Genomic DNA, 16,220 nt, shown 5'->3' with positions numbered 1-16,220 from the left:
ATCATTGCGCATAGCCTTTTCATGTATTCTTTGCAAATAACATGAGCGAGAATCAGTCACTAAAAGAAAAAACAGCCAAAGGACTATTTTGGGGAGGATTCAGCAACGGCATACAGCAGTTGTTAAACCTGCTTTTCGGAATATTCCTCGCACGGTTGCTCACTCCGGCAGACTACGGAATGGTGGGAATGTTGGCTATCTTCTCCCTCATTGCCAGTTCGATACAGGAGAGCGGTTTCACAGCCGCCCTTGTCAACAAGAAGGAAGTGACACACAACGATTACAATGCTGTCTTCTGGTTCAATGCGGCCATCAGCTTGTCCTTGTATCTGCTGTTATTCCTGTGCGCACCGCTCATTGCCGATTTTTACCATACTCCCGAACTGACACCACTGGCACGTTATTCCTTCATCGGATTCTTCATAGCCAGCCTGGGAATATCCCACAGTGCCTATCTTCTGCGAAACCTGATGGTGAAACAGCGGGCCCTGTCTTCCGTTATCGGACTTACCGTATCCGGAATCACCGGAGTCATTCTTGCCTACTTCGGTTTCTCTTATTGGGGTATTGCCACGCAAAGCATCGTTTATGTAGCCGTCAACACAGCCTGTTATTGGCATTTCACCCGTTGGCGACCGAGCTTGCAATTCAATTTCACCCCGATTAAGGAAATGTTCGGATTCAGCGGAAAGCTATTGGTAACCAATGTATTCAATCACATCAACAACAACCTGTTCTCTGTGATACTGGGTAAGTTCTACACCGAAAAGGAAGTAGGATATTACAACCAGGCCAATAAATGGTGCGGCATGGGACAGCTCTTTATATCCGGCATGATAAACGGAGTGGCGCAACCGGTACTCACCAAAGTGTCGGACGACCTTGAACGGCAAAAACGGGTATTCCGCAAAATGCTGCGTTTCACCGCTTTCGTCTCGTTTCCCGCCATGCTCGGACTGGGAATCGTATCAGAAGAACTGATTACCATCACCATCACCGACAAGTGGTATTCCAGCATACCCATCATGCAGATTCTGTGTATCAGCGGAGCCTTCACTCCCATTGCATACCTCTATCAGCAACTCATCATCAGCAAAGGAAAATCCCGCATCTATATGTGGAACACCATAGCGCTCGGCATTATTCTACTGTCAGGCGTTCTGTTAGTCCATTCACACGGGATCTATGCCATGCTCGCCGTCTATGTATCCACCAATATACTGTGGCTACTGACGTGGCACTACTTCGTATGGCAAGAAATCGGACTAAAGCTACGCCATGCACTGATAGACATACTTCCATACGCTGTCATTGCCACCACCGTCATGGTAATCACCTATTACTCCACCCGTTCCATCGAGAATATTTATCTCCGCCTGGCAAGCAAGATAGTGCTCGCAGCAGCACTCTACGTAGCCGCCATGTGGGGCAGCCGTTCGGTCACCTTTAAAGAAAGCATCCAGTATTTCATCAAAAAGAAGCCACATGAACCCTAATGATCTTGCCACTAAATACCGCCTTCTGAACAGTTCTTTCAAAAAGACGATGATCTATCACATAGGTATAGACGCCGGATTCTTTACCGAATACACCTATATGCTCCATGCAATGCTCTATTGCCTGCAACACAAAATACAGTTCAAGCTTTACTCCGACGACGCCAACTTCGGATGGGAAAAGGGCTGGGAAGACTGTTTCGCACCTTTCTGCGAGCAAGTGCACGAACCGTTTCACCACACCTACAACACCCATCGCCTGCCTTCATGGCAAGCATTGATGCAAGACAAAAAACTATCTAAAACGAAGTTACTGAAATGGAAACTGAAAGTAACCTGCAAGAACATCATCGGAAAAGCCCTTGCTTTCTTCACGTATGGTAAACCGATCCGACTCAACTTCCAAGTGACGTTCAACCCCAACCAGCATTTCCATATCCCCGAACTGGGAATAGACGGTGACTACCTCCACACCTTCCAAAAGCTGACGGAAATCACCTGGAAACTCAACGACACCACCGCACAGGAATGTCGCCAATTTGCCACCACCCTGCAACTTCCGCCTCAATACGCAGGATGCCAGATACGCGGAGGAGACAAGATAACCGAAACCAACCTGCTGCCACCGGAACACTACATACGCCTCATCAAAGAAAAAACAGCCATCCGCGACGTCTTTGTACTGACCGACGACTACCGTCTCTTCGAGCAAGTGCAAACCCTTGCCCCGGACATACACTGGTACACCCTTTGCAGCCCCAACGAGCAAGGATACGTCAACAGTGCCTTCACGCAGACCGCCAAAGAGCTGAAACAGAAACAAATGGCACGTTTCCTCTGTTCGATACAGCTATTGATGGATGCTTCCGTCTTTATAGGAAGTATCACCACCGGTCCCAGCCTGTTCCTGTTGAAGAAGTTCTATCCGGAGATCAATCCGGCAGACTGTCTGCTCAAGGACTTTCCGCAAGCATCCGTTCTCCCCATTCCGGGACGCGGGCGAGTGGCCACCGAATTTATGCAAGGAAACTTAAAGTTATAGTAACTTAGCAATATAATTACTACATTTGCAATACAACGTGCATTAACCATTTCCGATGAACAAGAAATATACAGCCGAAGAGCTTGATTTATTACATACCGAACTCTACGACATATTGGGAGAAACCATCCGGGTGTGTCAGAAGCACAACATTCCCTATTTTGTGATTGGCGGCACGGCAATCGGTGCACTCTACGACCAGGCGATTCTCCCCTGGGATGATGATATTGACATAGGCATGACGCGGGAGAACTACAACAAATTTCTGAAAGTAGCTCCCGGGGAACTGGGTCCTTCCTACTTCCTTTCATGGATAGAGACAGACCCTCATACCCCGTATTATTTTGCCAAAGTCAAGAAAAACGACACCCTTTTTGTAGAAGAAATGTTCAAGAATGTCCCGATGCATCCGGGCATTTTTGTCGATATATTCCCATTCGACAAGATTCCCGACAACAAGCTGCTGCGAAGAATACAATCCGAAGCACTCGGCTTCCTCAAATGCTGCCTGATGGGAAAAGAGATATGGATGTGGAAACACTTCGGTACATGTGAAATAGAGAACCCCACGAACCGGGGAGCCTTCTCCTGTTTCCTGAACAGGGTAGTCGACCTACTTTTCTCTAAAAAAGCAATCTACCGCATGCTGGTGTCAGTTCAAAGCTGTTTCAACTCACGAAACACCCGTTACTATAACAACGTAATGGCCACTGCCGACCACGTAACCGTAGAAAGCATCCGCCACCTGCAACCCGTGAAATTCGGCCCTCTCACAGTGACCGCCCCCGACGACCTGGAAGGATTTTTGCGTTACAACTATCCAACCCTGCATCGATTTACAGAAGAAGAGCAGGAAAAAGTGAACAACCACTATCCTGCCGCCCTGTCATTCAGTACAACCCCAAAACAAGAACTATGAATATGAAATCCGCTTTAGTAGACGTCCCGGTACTTATCCTGTTCTTCAACCGCCCGCAACAGTTGTCGCAAGTGTTCGAGCAAGTGAAGAAAGCGCGTCCGTCCCGCCTCTTCCTCTATCAGGACGGAGCACGAAACGAACGTGACCTGCCCGGAATAAAAGCCTGCCGTGAAATCGTATCACAGATAGACTGGGAATGTGAAGTAGAACGGCTTTATCAGGAAAAGAATTTCGGCTGCGACCCTTCGGAGTACATTTCGCAGAAATGGGCCTTTTCGAAAGTCGACAAGTGCATCGTATTGGAAGACGACGATGTGCCCGCCGTCTCCTTTTTCCAATTCTGCAAGGAGATGCTGGATAAATACGAATATGACACCCGCATCAGCATGATTGCCGGATTTAACCCCGAAGAAATCACCCAAGATATGCCCTACGACTATTTCTTTACCACCACCTTCTCTATCTGGGGATGGGCAAGCTGGAAACGGGTAGTCGACCAATGGGATGAGTTCTACAACTTCCTGGACGACTCCTTCAATATGCAACAACTGGAACAGCTTATCAAGGAACGCAAATTCCGGAGCGACTTTATCTACATGTGCCAGCGTCACCGGGAACAGCAGAAAGCCTTTTATGAAACGATCTTCCACGCCTCCATACTGTTCAACTCCGGGCTAAGCATCGTGCCTACCCGCAACATGATTAATAACTTGGGAGCAACGGCAGATTCCACCCATTTCGCCGGCTCGATTCATACCCTGCCCAAAGGTTACCGCCGCATCTTCACGATGAAGCGCTATGAGGTGGATTTTCCACTGAAACATCCCCGCTACGTCATCGAAAACGTTGCCTACAAAGAGAGCGTTTACCGCATCATGGGCTGGGATCATCCGTGGATCAAGATCGGACGTTCGTTCGAAGAACTGTTCCTCAACCTGAAATACGGCAATTTCTCCATCATTACGAAAGCTGTCAAAAACCGAATCAACAAATGGCTGAAAAGAAACAAGCACCACTAAATAAGTTGCTTACTATTTATTTTTACCATACCCGCCTCACACGGGAAAGCTACGAGGAATGGAAAGAATATAAATTCCCCGGACACATCTTATACGGACTTCCTTTACTGGAGAATTACGGAATACACTCCGTGATGCACAAATGCAAATATTTCTCCGGCCGTCTGAAACTCATGCTTTACGCCACCAAAGAGATTCTCTTCTGCAAGGAGAAATACGACGTCCTCTACGCCACCTCTTTCCGGGGTATAGAGCCCGTCATCTTCCTCCGTGCACTGGGACTGTACCGCAAGCCCATCGTGATCTGGCATCATACGGCTGTCGTCACCAATCCCAAACCGTGGCGCGAACAAATCTCCCGCCTTTTCTACAAAGGTATAGACCAAATGTTCCTGTTCAGTCGGAAACTGATTCAGGACTCGCAGAAAACCCGGAAAGCACCGTCCCACAAACTGAAACTCATCCATTGGGGACCGGATCTTCCTTTCTACGACCACCTGCTTGCAGAAATGCCCGACCGGAAGCCCGAAGGATTTATCTCCACCGGCAAAGAAAACCGGGACGTAGACACCTTGCTCCAGGCATTTGCCGCAACGAACGAGAAACTGGATTTGTACATTGCCGTCTCATGCGGTAACATCAACTATAAAAAGATCATCGACCCGTATGCATTGCCCGACTCCATTCGCATCCATTATACCGACGGAGTGATTCCCTACGAACTGGGGAAACTGGTGGCACGCAAAAGTTGTATCGTGATCTGCTGCCTGGACTTCCCCTATACCGTAGGACTGACCACGCTCGTGGAAGCATTCGCCCTCGGCATCCCCGTCATCTGTTCGCGCAACCCCAACTTCGAAATAGACATCGACAAGGAAGGAATAGGCATCACCGTAGAATATAACGACGTACAAGGCTGGATAGACGCTATCCGCTACATCGCCGACCACCCCGAAGAGGCACGGCGCATGGGAGAGAATGCCCGCAAACTGGCGGAAGAACGTTTCAACCTCGAAATCTTTTCACGCGAAATAGCAGAAAGCTTGCTGGAAATATCAAACATTTCCTCTAAAAACCGTACATTTGCATAAACTTTTGCCCATGAGAGTCCTGATTATAAATACATCTGAACGAATAGGAGGAGCAGCCATCGCAGCAAGCCGGTTGATGGAGTCACTGAAAAACAACGGCATCAAAGCCAAAATGCTGGTACGTGACAAACAGACCGACCAAATCAGTGTTGTCCGCTTAAAAAGTAACTGGTTGCAAGTGTGGAAGTTCATGTGGGAACGGATTGTGATCTGGAGTGCCAACCGTTTCCGGCGTTACCATTTGTTTGACGTAGACATCGCCAACACAGGTACAGACATCACCTCACTCCCGGAATTCCGCCAGGCCGACGTGATCCATCTGCATTGGATCAACCAGGGAATGCTCTCACTGAACGATATACGAAAGATACTGACCTCCGGCAAACCCGTAGTCTGGACCATGCACGATATGTGGCCATGCACCGGCATCTGCCATTACGCACGGGAGTGCAACAACTATCAGCAGGAATGTCACGACTGTCCGTACATCTACAAAGGCGGGGGACGAAAGGATTTATCCTATCGCACGTTCCGCAAAAAACAAAAGTTATACAGCTACGCTCCCATTCATTTCGTCACGTGCAGCCATTGGCTGAAGGAACAAGCCCAGACCAGTGCATTATTTGAAGGGAAAAGCGTGACCAATATTCCGAACGCTATTAATACCAACTTGTTCAAACCCATGAACAAGAAGGAAGCGCGTGCCAAATTCATGTTGCCGGAAGGTAAGAAACTAGTTTTGTTCGGCTCATTAAAGATCACCGATAAACGAAAAGGGGTCGACTATCTGATTGGGGCATGCAAACTGTTAGCAGAAAAGCATCCGGAATGGAAAGACTCACTGGGTGTAGTCGTATTCGGCAACCAGTCGCAGCAGTTACAGGAACAACTTCCTTTCCATGTATACCCGCTCCCTTATATCAAAAATGAGCATGAAGTAGTGAATATCTACAATGCCGTAGACCTCTTCGCCATCCCGTCTCTGGAAGAGAATCTTCCCAATATGATTATGGAAGCAATGGCCTGTGGAGTGCCTTGTGTCGGTTTTAATGTGGGAGGTATCCCCGAAATGATCGATCATCTGCACAACGGCTACGTGGCACAATACAAATCCTCGGAAGATTTTGCCAACGGCATACATTGGATATTGACGGAACCGGAATACAACGAACTCTCTGCACAGGCCTGCCGCAAGGTTCTGGGTAATTATTCGGAGAGTATCGTTGCAAAGAAATATACAGATGTCTACAATAAAATAACGGGGAAATATGCATAGTGTCCATCCTACTCCCAAGTTCTCTATCATTACGGTGACATACAATGCTGAAAAGGTATTGGAAGACACGATTCAAAGTGTTATTTCACAAACCTATCATCATATAGAATATATTATCGTGGATGGAGCTTCCAAGGATGGAACCCTCTCTATTATCAACCGCTACCGGTCACGCATACACACCGTCGTCAGCGAACCCGACAAAGGACTGTATGACGCTATGAATAAGGGCATCGCCCTTGCCAGCGGTGATTATCTCTGTTTCCTGAATGCAGGCGACTGTTTTCATGAGGATGATACGCTGCAACAAATGGTGCACACCATCAACGGCAATGAACTGCCCGATATACTTTACGGAGAAACCGCTATCGTAGACAAGGACAGGCATTTCCTGCGGATGCGCAGATTGTCCGCCCCTGAAACGCTCACCTGGAAAAGTTTCAAACAGGGAATGTTAGTCTGCCACCAGGCATTCTTCCCCCGCCACACGCTCGTAGAGCCATATAATCTGCAATATCGCTTTTCTGCAGATTTCGACTGGTGCATCCGCATCATGAAGAAAGCACGTACTTTGCACAATACCCACCTGACAATCATCGACTATCTGGAGGAGGGAATGACTACCCGGAATCAGAAAGCATCCCTCAAAGAAAGATTTCGGATCATGGCAAAGCATTACGGGCTGATTGGAACCGTGGCGCATCATGCATGGTTCGTGATCCGTGCAGTTACTCACCAGTAGGCGAAGGCATATAAAGCATCACCTGGTCTAATATCACTCCTTCGTCCAATGCCTTGATTACCAATTTGTGGGACTTCTTTCCGGATACCGGAAGTCGAACCGTTCGGATGGCTTGATTGCGCAGCACGTTCTCTTTCCATTCTTCACTCCGTCCTTTCGTTTCATAAGAGATCACTTCAGGCGCTGCATCGTCCAACGATATTGAGAAACGTAATTGATCTCCTCTCACAGGATGATTAGGCAACAAGCGGATGTCAACCTCTACCGAGTCTGTTTTCCAGTTGTCAAAAGAGAACATCAGTGCATCTCCCTTGTCAATGCCTGTCGCTTTGCTTTCATATCCCAGGCCCTCACAAATAGCAGAAGTTCCTTTCCGCGCATTCAAGGTCTTACTATTCGGGATATTCTTCCCATCCAAGCCGTTCCATTTATAGATAGCTACACGCTCTTTCATCATCGGAGAAGTAGCCGTTTTTCTTTCCACGCGATTGAATACGGGGAGTTTTCGGGGTTGGAAATCCATCATGCGGTTCCACTTTCCATCTTCCAGTGAGTTATACTGTTTTGTCAATACTACAATGCTGTCATAGGCAAGATCACTTTTCTCCCAGTCCGCTTTTCCGTGGCGGGCTAATTGGGCATATAGCAATTTCCGGTTCATCTGTGTAGCAGCTTGCACCGGGTATTTCACCAATTCAAAATAGGCACTTTGTCTGCCGGATGGGATTTTCAAAGCTGCCCGTTCCACTGTCTCCGACAATTTATCATAAGCCTGCAAACGTCCGTTGATTTCTTTTTCACTCCATGGGAGATCTTTGACAACACGATAAACAGGATCTTTCTCCTCTTCCCTCGTATTTCCCATAAATTCAGGTTTACGAATATGGGCCAGACGATAGTGTTCCTGCATCACAGGTAATACTGCCTTTGCGCACGAAGCTCCCAATTCCCGTTCCAGCCAGTGTTTCAGATGAGAGGTCACTCCTTCCGAGGCCACAGCTTCTATATTCCAGGCCATATCCATAAACAACTCTATCTGATACTCGGCAGGCTTGATATCTCCGACGTTCAGTATCCACATCTTCTGTATGCCTCGATCGTAAGCCAGCTTCATTTGTTGGAAAATCAGATACGGGCTCATCGTACTCAACCAGAGATGGTCGTGCGGACGTCCCCAATAAGAAACATGATAATAGACTCCATTCCCTCCTTTACGTGGGCATTCTTCGGCCGTAGGAAAATGGCGGATATAGCCATAGTTATCGTCACACCACATCAATGTTACATCATCGGGCACCTGTAATCCGGCATGATAAATGTCGAGTACCTCTTTATAAGGGATAAAAACCTGCGGGACTTTAGTTACATCCTTATCAACATATTTTTCAATCAACCCGCGTTGATCTGCAAACACACGATCTATTACGGCCTTCTGTTCTTCCACCGTCTTCGCTCCCTGCATCTTGCCATCGTGTACACCACGCATACCCAACGTATAGAGTATTTCCTGATCTGCCACCTCTTTTACACGGTCTTCCCAGAATTTGTAAACAGCCGGAGCATTATTCACATAATCATAAGCCCCTTCCCCTCTTCGTTTCCACTCGCCGGCAGCGCTGCAAGCCATCGGTTCGCAATGGGAAGCACCGATGAAGATTCCATATTTCTTGGCAGCTTCCCGATTGCCTTTGGTCAGGAAGAAAGGAAGTGTACATTCGTGCATTGCAGGCCAATAGGTGTTGGCACGCAGACGAAGTAAGAGTTCAAAAATACGCTCGTTGGTACGCGGGCCTATCTCACCTTTCACTTTTGAAGGTTCATAGGTCCGACTGCTCCATGGCATCAAGCCCCAGTCTTCATCATTAATAAATATACCCCGATATTCCACCGAAGGAGCCTGAAGACTTTGGAATTTGGAAGATAGCTTAAAAAGTTTCTTCTTTTCCGGAGTTACGTCCGCCCACCATTCCCAGGGAGAGACACCTAACAAACGGGATATTTCGAGTATTCCATAAGCCGTACCATGTTTGTCACTGCCGGCTACGATCAATTTACCCTCCGGAGAAACAGATAATAGAAAAGCCTGCTTCTTGCCTTTTAGCGCAGAAACATCTATGCCGGTCCGGCTGATAAGCTCACTCTGCCCCACCGTTCCTATCACAATTTCACCTGTTTTCTCATTCGCTTGGGTAGTCGACGACAATACTGTCTGAATATCACGCCCCAGCATTTCCAATGCGGTTCGTACAACCAGTTCTTCAGAAGGGCTGCAAGCGATGACAACTGTTTGACCGGAAGTCAAAACAAAATCCTTACTACGAATCGGTAAAGCAACTATCAAAAAGATGAAAAAAGAAAACAGAAGTTTATGTCTCATAGGTTCTATTATTTATAGAAGACAAAAGTACGAATAAAAAGTGATAAACAGAAAAATGTAGCAAAGTTATTGGCAGATAGGCGTTTTAGGAAGATGGCTTGAAAAAATGAAAGACAGAAAAAGCAATGAAAAAGCCAAGTTAGGACATCGCAACGTTACCAATTCGTGACCATGCCCAAAACAGGTTATGATGAGGTTGGAAGAATATAGAAAACACTAACTTCCAGTGAGTTACTAACAACTCACGCAAGAAAATGCGGCGTGAACGAGAATTGCAGTATTCCTCAATGATTTGCGTAGCGACGAAGGATTCTTCACGAACTAAATTTGAAACCAAAAAAATTTTAGAACGATGAAGAGTACATTTTCAGTTATCTTCTACCTCAAAAGAGCTTGACACCAAATTATATGCTGACGTTGAGTGATTTACATTAATGTTACGCTCTGTCGGGTTACGATTTGCCAACTTGCAGATTTCATCGGATTTCTCAGTTTTGCTTTTTTCAGATAACGCTTTAACTGTGCAAAAATACAAAATGTAATCAAAAAATTCTTTCAGTCAGCTAAACTTTGACTGTATTTAACTGTTTCGAATTCCCTATTATTTGTTTCTCACTATTTGCTGGATGGATTTTGTTATCCAATAATTAACTGTTTTTTTATAATTGGATATATCATTCAATTGGCACGATGATTCTTTTATCAGATTCTTGAGACCATTGCACTTGGTATGTTTTTCCATTAATTTGGTCAAGCATGATGAAATTATAATTATTGGTTGTTGGATATAAAATAAAGCGTCCATTGACTTCTTCGTCTTTCCATACAACTGAATATAAAGATAGTGCTGTTTCAAAACGTTTGTCATCTTCAAACGACCATTGCACTTGCCAAATACGACCATTCCTTGTATCAAGTTTCAGAAATGTCCACATATTAGTTGTCGGATATAGTTTATATCTTGCAACTTCATCAACACTTCTAACAACTGTTGCAGAGTCTGTAACAGTTTGTGCGTATAATGTGTAAAACATCATCAAGAAAGCACTTATGATAAATAGTCTTTTCATATCATGTCTATTAACAATAATCATCTATTCCGTCTTCACCTTCCCATTTAAGTCCCTGAGCCAAAGTAAGAGCCTTTTGCGCACCTTGTTCCTCAAAGAACGTTGTTCCTTCATGCACGTATTTCCCGTCCTCAAATGTTATAGTAATCATTGAGAACTTCTTTATTCCATCATCTGCATGTGTGATTATCACAAGGCGATTATCATTACATGATGCAAAATCATCTATAAAATGTGTGGCATATTGATTTTTAGTTATGACAGCACCTTTTTTCAAATTGTTCAGATAAGTGGTCAGTGGCCTATCTCCAACTTCAGAAGGACAGAGTGGGAATTCTGTTGGTGTACGCCAATATCTTTGCATGGCATTAGGTGTTAATGATTCGGTCAGGCTATCTGCTGTGTGCGAATCAATACTAATCATATTGCCAATTTGTTCCGAAGTTACATTTATATTATGTTGTTCTCTCTCAAAAGGAGATTTCTTCTCTTCCCTTCCATAAGGAGTATAAATCCATTCTCCAATAGCTCCGCCTAAAGATTTCTCATTATTTTTTGTTTCTGCCCAGGCGCACAATCTTTCGTAAGAGGCTTTTGCTTCTTCCGGTGTTACGGTTCTCATCCATTCATAATTTGGATTGTCATCGACAAACTCCTGTATTATTGAAGGGTCATTCACAAAAGCCTCAATGCTCCCACAAAGATATTCTATTTTCTTTCTTGTTATCGGATTGTTCAACGCATTTTCTAACTTTGTCAGCCATCTGAGGTTTTGAGGTCTGTTGTTCCTGCGGTTGGTATCAATGTGATCAACGATGTGCTGAGGTGTGGGAGGTTCGCCAAGAAAAGCGAAAGCCACAATTCGATGTACCCGTTCTGTCCCAATTTCCATATATCCAGTATTCTCATTTGGCTTTCCGAAAGTCCACGTATTATCATCTTTCCTTATACGCTTTCCTTCTCGTGCATGGCGTAATACAGCTCCGTTATCACGAACGGAATAATGTTCTCCTTTATAAGAACATTCTTTTATTTCCGTATAATCATTCAGAATAGAATGTATATTCATTGTTTATTTCCTCCCAAATCTTGTATAAGTTTCAAATGCAAAAGCTAAAAATTTGTACCATTCATCGGCTGTTTTATAATCCAATTTTACATTTACACATACTGACCTATAAACAACATTAGTGCATACTTCTACCATACAGCCATCATCGCTAAAGGCAGGAGCTATCGGAAGTGCAGCGCAATTACCTATACGCTCTTTTAGGGTTTCACCTATAGTGAAAGTAATAAAATAGTCAGACAATCCAAAATCAGGTGTAGGGCAATCCTCATATCCAGGTTCATCTAATTTACTGAAAACTATAGCTGAAGACTTTCCTAATTTGCGCAGTATATCTGGTACGACATTTAAGAACTGCGATACAGCTTTTTGCTTCATTACCTCTTCTTCAGATTCTTTGCTGTCGTTTATCAGTTCCACATCCTCGGCAAGTTCCTTAAAGAAATTGCGGTTCAGTACTTTTGAAATTTGCTTCAACTGAGCAATATCCATTTTGCTGCGTTTAAAAATGTCATAAACATTATTTCTTTGGCAGCAAATCATCTTAGCAAATTCAGTAATCGGAATTTGTTGTTTGCGAACTTCATTTTCTATGAGTTCTCCTATAGTTCTTTTGTTTGTCATATTAACAGTTTTGATTTTACAATGCAAAGTTATATGACATCCGACAAAACATCGTAAAACGTGTGTATCATCTTATTGTACAACTTTTATTCTTCCAATACTTCGTCATCATCGAAATTTTCGCCCTCAATCTGAACATCTTCGCCAAGCATCTGCTTATAAACAATTTGCACGGTCTTATATTCATCATCATCCATGTCGTATGATGCTACAATCTTGTTCATGTCCTTGTCAAACAGATACTTCATTTCCCCGAAAACGATTTGCCCAGCATTGTTGTTGGCACGAAAACGATGTCGAGCTTTAAAACCTATAAACAACTGTTCTTTATCCAGCATGGTTTTCAGTTCGTCTGCAAGTTTCTTTGCTTTTTTCTCCGCATTTTTTTTATTCTGTGCGTTCTCGTCATATTCATCTTTTGCTTCTTGATATTCATTCTTGCTATAAGCAGATTGGTATGGTCCGCTCCAAATAGACATTGAAGATTTTGCACTCTTCATCTTTCTGTCATATTCATCAATAGACATCCCTATTTTGCATAATTGTATTGTTTTTTCATAAAATACAGGATCATCAAAAGGAGTAAATGCGCTATCAACCTGAGTTTCCGCCGGGTCGTACGTTTCAGGATGATACAATGTTTTCTTTATATCCTCTTCTATCAATGTGTTCGCCTTATCTTCCAGCGATTTGCTGCATGATGCAAACAATGTAACGAGCAAAGCTCCTAATAATATTCTTCTCATATTCTTTGTTTTTTAGTTACAAAAAAGCGCAGACATACGCCATACGCTTCACGGTTCACCACAAACCATCATCAAATATGGGATGCCTGCGCCCGTATGGGTGCAGTCCCAATATTGATGATTTGCTCTTTTACTTGCGGTGGTGATTGTGAAGCTATTGAGCAATATGTCTTGGAAAGAGTCACCTCAATCCAAGTGCAAAAGTACAAAAAATCCGTGATATGGCATTCAACTATCACGGACTTTATTTGATTTACAACTGAATACCCCTGTTTTGTTTCCTTGTCGGCAATCCCAACGCTTCCATAAACTCATCTTTCCTGCGTCTGAACCAACTTACATGCGAAACTCCGTCTATCTTGAAATCGAAATTACCTTCCGTATTCTGTTTGAGAGAGCAAACCGCACCGTCAGCCTTAAAGTGCTGCCTGAACTCGGGAGAATAAAGGTCGCCTTTAATTGAAACGTCCTTGAATGCACACAGTTTCCTGATAAGCCCATCGCCAAAATTCAGAGTGTCACGCAAGAACTTTATTGTCGGCATCAGCTTTTCAACATACGGGAAATAGCGTTTGACGAAATTCACGAACTCTGACAGCTTGCGATGCCGCTGTTCATATGCATCCGTTATCTCCTGTATGCGCTTTGCCTGTTGCTGTTCCCTTTGTCGGGCTTCTTCTTCAAGCTCAAATATACGCTCATGCAGATTCCTGTTCCCCCTCTCCAATGTCCTGACTTTATTGCTGCCGAAAAGAGAGCCGACACTCTCGGCGATGTTGGCAGCTGCGGTTGTTGCCGCACCTTTCAGCTTTTCAGTCTGTATCTCCCTTTTCGCCCGTCTGAGTTCCTCCTGTGCCGTTTCCCTGCGGTCTTGAAGTTGCTCTATATCTGTCTGTAACTGCTCTGTCTGTTGCACCAAATCACGATAATACTGCCGTGTGGAAATGTGCTTCGCTTCAGAACCGTCTATGCCACGTTGCAATCCGTATCTGCTCATGGCTTGGGCGTATGTGTCCTGATAGGATTTGAGTTTGGTACGTGTCATTATATCATCGGCACACAATCGGACTGTGTCTGTCGGTTTCTTGCGGTATCGCTTCTTCACCTGTTCCTCCTTCTTCTTGCGTTTGCGTTCTCCTCTGACAATGGGAACAAGTGTAGCATGTATGTGCGGTGTCTGCTCGTCCATGTGCAGGACTGCCGACACGATATTCTCCTTGCCGAATGTGTCAGCGAGGTATTTCAGATTGTCGCTGCACCATTCATCAAGCCTCCCATCATTGGTGATACGTTCCATATCCTCGTGGGTTCCCGTAAGCAGGATACGGATTGCCCTCACTTGATTGTTGCCGATTTTGCGTGTCAGTCCTGCGGTGTCCAACCGGTGCTGTATAGCCTGTGTCCTGTTTTCAATACCGTCAGGAAAACTTATCAATTCCCGATTGAGATGCGTCCTGCCTGCATCCGCATTCTTCGGTCGGATGGTGCGCTCTATGTGCGCTGACATGGCGGCATCCGTTCCGCTTGTTTTCTCCATGTGTAATACTGCGTAGCCCATATATGACTTCTTTTTTAGTTTGTGAAACAATGATTGATGATTGCTTTTGTACGGCTTCTGCCGTTGGTCGGGAGAGTCCAGAGAGGTGCAACCTCTTTGGCTTATTGGGGAATTTTCAGCGTTGCTTGCAATGCGGTTCGGAAAATTCCCTAATAAGCTATGGTATTTTCCGCCGGTAAATATCCGTGCGGCTGCTGAGTCCCTCTCCCTACATTTTCAGCCCTCGCTTCTTCGGTGGCTGCATTATCCGCCTTGCGGATTGGACTTGCGGCTCCTGCTTCATCGGCTCTGCCGATTGGGACAAAGGCTTACCGCACAGGTAATCGTTCAAATCCTTGTAGCCCCTGTAATTGTCGGAGAAGTCACGGAGGCGTCCGGAAAACTCTTTTCTCAGTTCCTGATATGCCCTTATCCCTGCCTCGTCATTGTCGAGCAGGCAGTGGATGCGCTCATATCCGTGCAGCGTATCTATGGCTTTGGAAACATTGGAAACCGAATTGAGGACAACGTAATCCTGCCTGTCAAGGTCAGGCATGGTCGGGCAGTTCTTCATCCGTAACGTGAGAAATGAAAGATAGTCCGTTATGCCCTCGAACACGAGGCATTTTTCTCGCCGCTCTCCCCGCTGCCGGATATGGCTGATGTCCTTCGGTGCTATGCAGCCTTTGAAGAATCGGTTGCGCACCTCGTAGCCTCCTGCCACATTAGGGAAGCCGATAGCGAAATAAGGCTTGCCGTTGTTGATAAAATGCAGTTCCTTGCACTCCGGCTTTGCAAGAGCTGTGTTTATCCCACGTTCCTGCAAGTAGCGCAGTAATGCCGGATGCGAAAGTTCCCGTACCTCCAAATGTTGGAAACTCGGCTCGTATGGTTGCCGGCGAAAAGAGAAAGATACAGGTCGGATGTGCGGTACCTGTTCCGCAATCCTGTCGAGCAAATAGGGAACATAATCCGAGCCATATAGTTCCTGTGCCAAAGTGATGATGTTGCCGCCTCTACCCAGCCCGTAATCGAACCACAGGTTACGGTCGGTGTTCACCTTGAACGATGCTTCCGTTTCCCGGCGGAACGGGGATTTATACCACAGGCTGCCGCTTTGCTGTTTCACGGGCGAGTAGCCCAGACTTTGCAGGTAGTCTGCAATCTTGATTTGTTTTGCATCTTGGATGTTCATATTTCAGTCTTTTAATT

Annotated in this window: 14 protein-coding genes; 7 read left to right on the top strand and 7 right to left on the bottom strand. The window is 45.3% G+C overall.

The features are described 5' to 3' along the window. Positions 1-41: 41 nt before the first annotated feature. From KSX81_RS13345 to KSX81_RS13315, 7 genes are read left to right on the top strand one after another with little or no spacing between them, the layout of a single operon-like run. Positions 42-1,496 (top strand): lipopolysaccharide biosynthesis protein, encoded by a 1,455-nt coding sequence (locus KSX81_RS13345; protein WP_004296590.1) that lies wholly within the window; start codon positions 42-44, stop codon positions 1,494-1,496. Continuing rightward, positions 1,486-2,538, top strand: a complete 1,053-nt coding sequence (locus KSX81_RS13340; protein WP_004317101.1) for a hypothetical protein — start codon at positions 1,486-1,488, stop codon at positions 2,536-2,538. Before KSX81_RS13345 ends, KSX81_RS13340 begins: the two co-directional genes overlap by 11 nt. Before the next feature lie 55 nt (positions 2,539-2,593). Continuing rightward, a complete protein-coding gene (locus tag KSX81_RS13335; RefSeq protein ID WP_004296592.1) occupies positions 2,594-3,457 on the top strand; it encodes a phosphorylcholine transferase LicD in 864 nt (287 codons plus the stop codon). Continuing rightward, positions 3,454-4,476: a hypothetical protein gene (locus tag KSX81_RS13330; protein ID WP_004311137.1), complete on the top strand. Its 1,023-nt coding sequence runs from the start codon at positions 3,454-3,456 to the stop codon at positions 4,474-4,476. The genes KSX81_RS13335 and KSX81_RS13330 overlap by 4 nt, the downstream gene beginning before the upstream one ends. After that, entirely contained in the window at positions 4,449-5,567 is a 1,119-nt protein-coding gene (locus KSX81_RS13325) for a glycosyltransferase family 4 protein (RefSeq protein WP_004296594.1), read from the top strand. Before KSX81_RS13330 ends, KSX81_RS13325 begins: the two co-directional genes overlap by 28 nt. 10 nt (positions 5,568-5,577) lie before the next feature. Further along, positions 5,578-6,843, top strand: a complete 1,266-nt coding sequence (locus tag KSX81_RS13320) for a glycosyltransferase family 4 protein (protein ID WP_004296595.1) — start codon at positions 5,578-5,580, stop codon at positions 6,841-6,843. Further along, entirely contained in the window at positions 6,836-7,585 is a 750-nt protein-coding gene (locus KSX81_RS13315) for a glycosyltransferase family 2 protein (protein WP_004311135.1), read from the top strand. Before KSX81_RS13320 ends, KSX81_RS13315 begins: the two co-directional genes overlap by 8 nt. Here the strand turns inward: KSX81_RS13315 and KSX81_RS13310 are convergent. The 7 genes from KSX81_RS13310 to KSX81_RS13280 form a co-directional block, all read right to left on the bottom strand. Continuing rightward, entirely contained in the window at positions 7,572-9,962 is a 2,391-nt protein-coding gene (locus tag KSX81_RS13310; protein ID WP_004311134.1) for a glycosyl hydrolase 115 family protein, read from the bottom strand. The two genes, KSX81_RS13315 and KSX81_RS13310, sit on opposite strands and share 14 nt — an antisense overlap. Before the next feature lie 674 nt (positions 9,963-10,636). After that, on the bottom strand, positions 10,637-11,032 hold the full coding sequence (locus tag KSX81_RS13305; protein WP_228767208.1) for a hypothetical protein: 396 nt from the start codon (positions 11,030-11,032) through the stop codon (positions 10,637-10,639). A gap of 10 nt (positions 11,033-11,042) precedes the next feature. Continuing rightward, positions 11,043-12,101: an HNH endonuclease signature motif containing protein gene (locus KSX81_RS13300; RefSeq protein WP_172504097.1), complete on the bottom strand. Its 1,059-nt coding sequence runs from the start codon at positions 12,099-12,101 to the stop codon at positions 11,043-11,045. A 3-nt stretch (positions 12,102-12,104) separates the two neighbouring features. After that, positions 12,105-12,725 (bottom strand): hypothetical protein, encoded by a 621-nt coding sequence (locus KSX81_RS13295; RefSeq protein WP_117969125.1) that lies wholly within the window; start codon positions 12,723-12,725, stop codon positions 12,105-12,107. Between the two features lie 86 nt (positions 12,726-12,811). Continuing rightward, positions 12,812-13,471, bottom strand: a complete 660-nt coding sequence (locus tag KSX81_RS13290) for a hypothetical protein (protein WP_005783287.1) — start codon at positions 13,469-13,471, stop codon at positions 12,812-12,814. 253 nt (positions 13,472-13,724) lie between these two features. Beyond that, complete coding sequence (gene mobV / locus KSX81_RS13285; protein ID WP_215645223.1) at positions 13,725-15,029, bottom strand: MobV family relaxase; 1,305 nt, start codon at positions 15,027-15,029, stop codon at positions 13,725-13,727. A gap of 208 nt (positions 15,030-15,237) precedes the next feature. Continuing rightward, on the bottom strand, positions 15,238-16,203 hold the full coding sequence (locus KSX81_RS13280) for a toprim domain-containing protein (protein ID WP_217719330.1): 966 nt from the start codon (positions 16,201-16,203) through the stop codon (positions 15,238-15,240). Between the last annotated feature and the right edge of the window lie 17 nt (positions 16,204-16,220).

The sequence above is a fragment of the Bacteroides sp. MSK.18.37 genome (assembly GCF_019129155.2).
Lineage (GTDB): Bacteria > Bacteroidota > Bacteroidia > Bacteroidales > Bacteroidaceae > Bacteroides > Bacteroides ovatus.
This window is presented reverse-complemented; position numbering and strand designations above follow the sequence as displayed.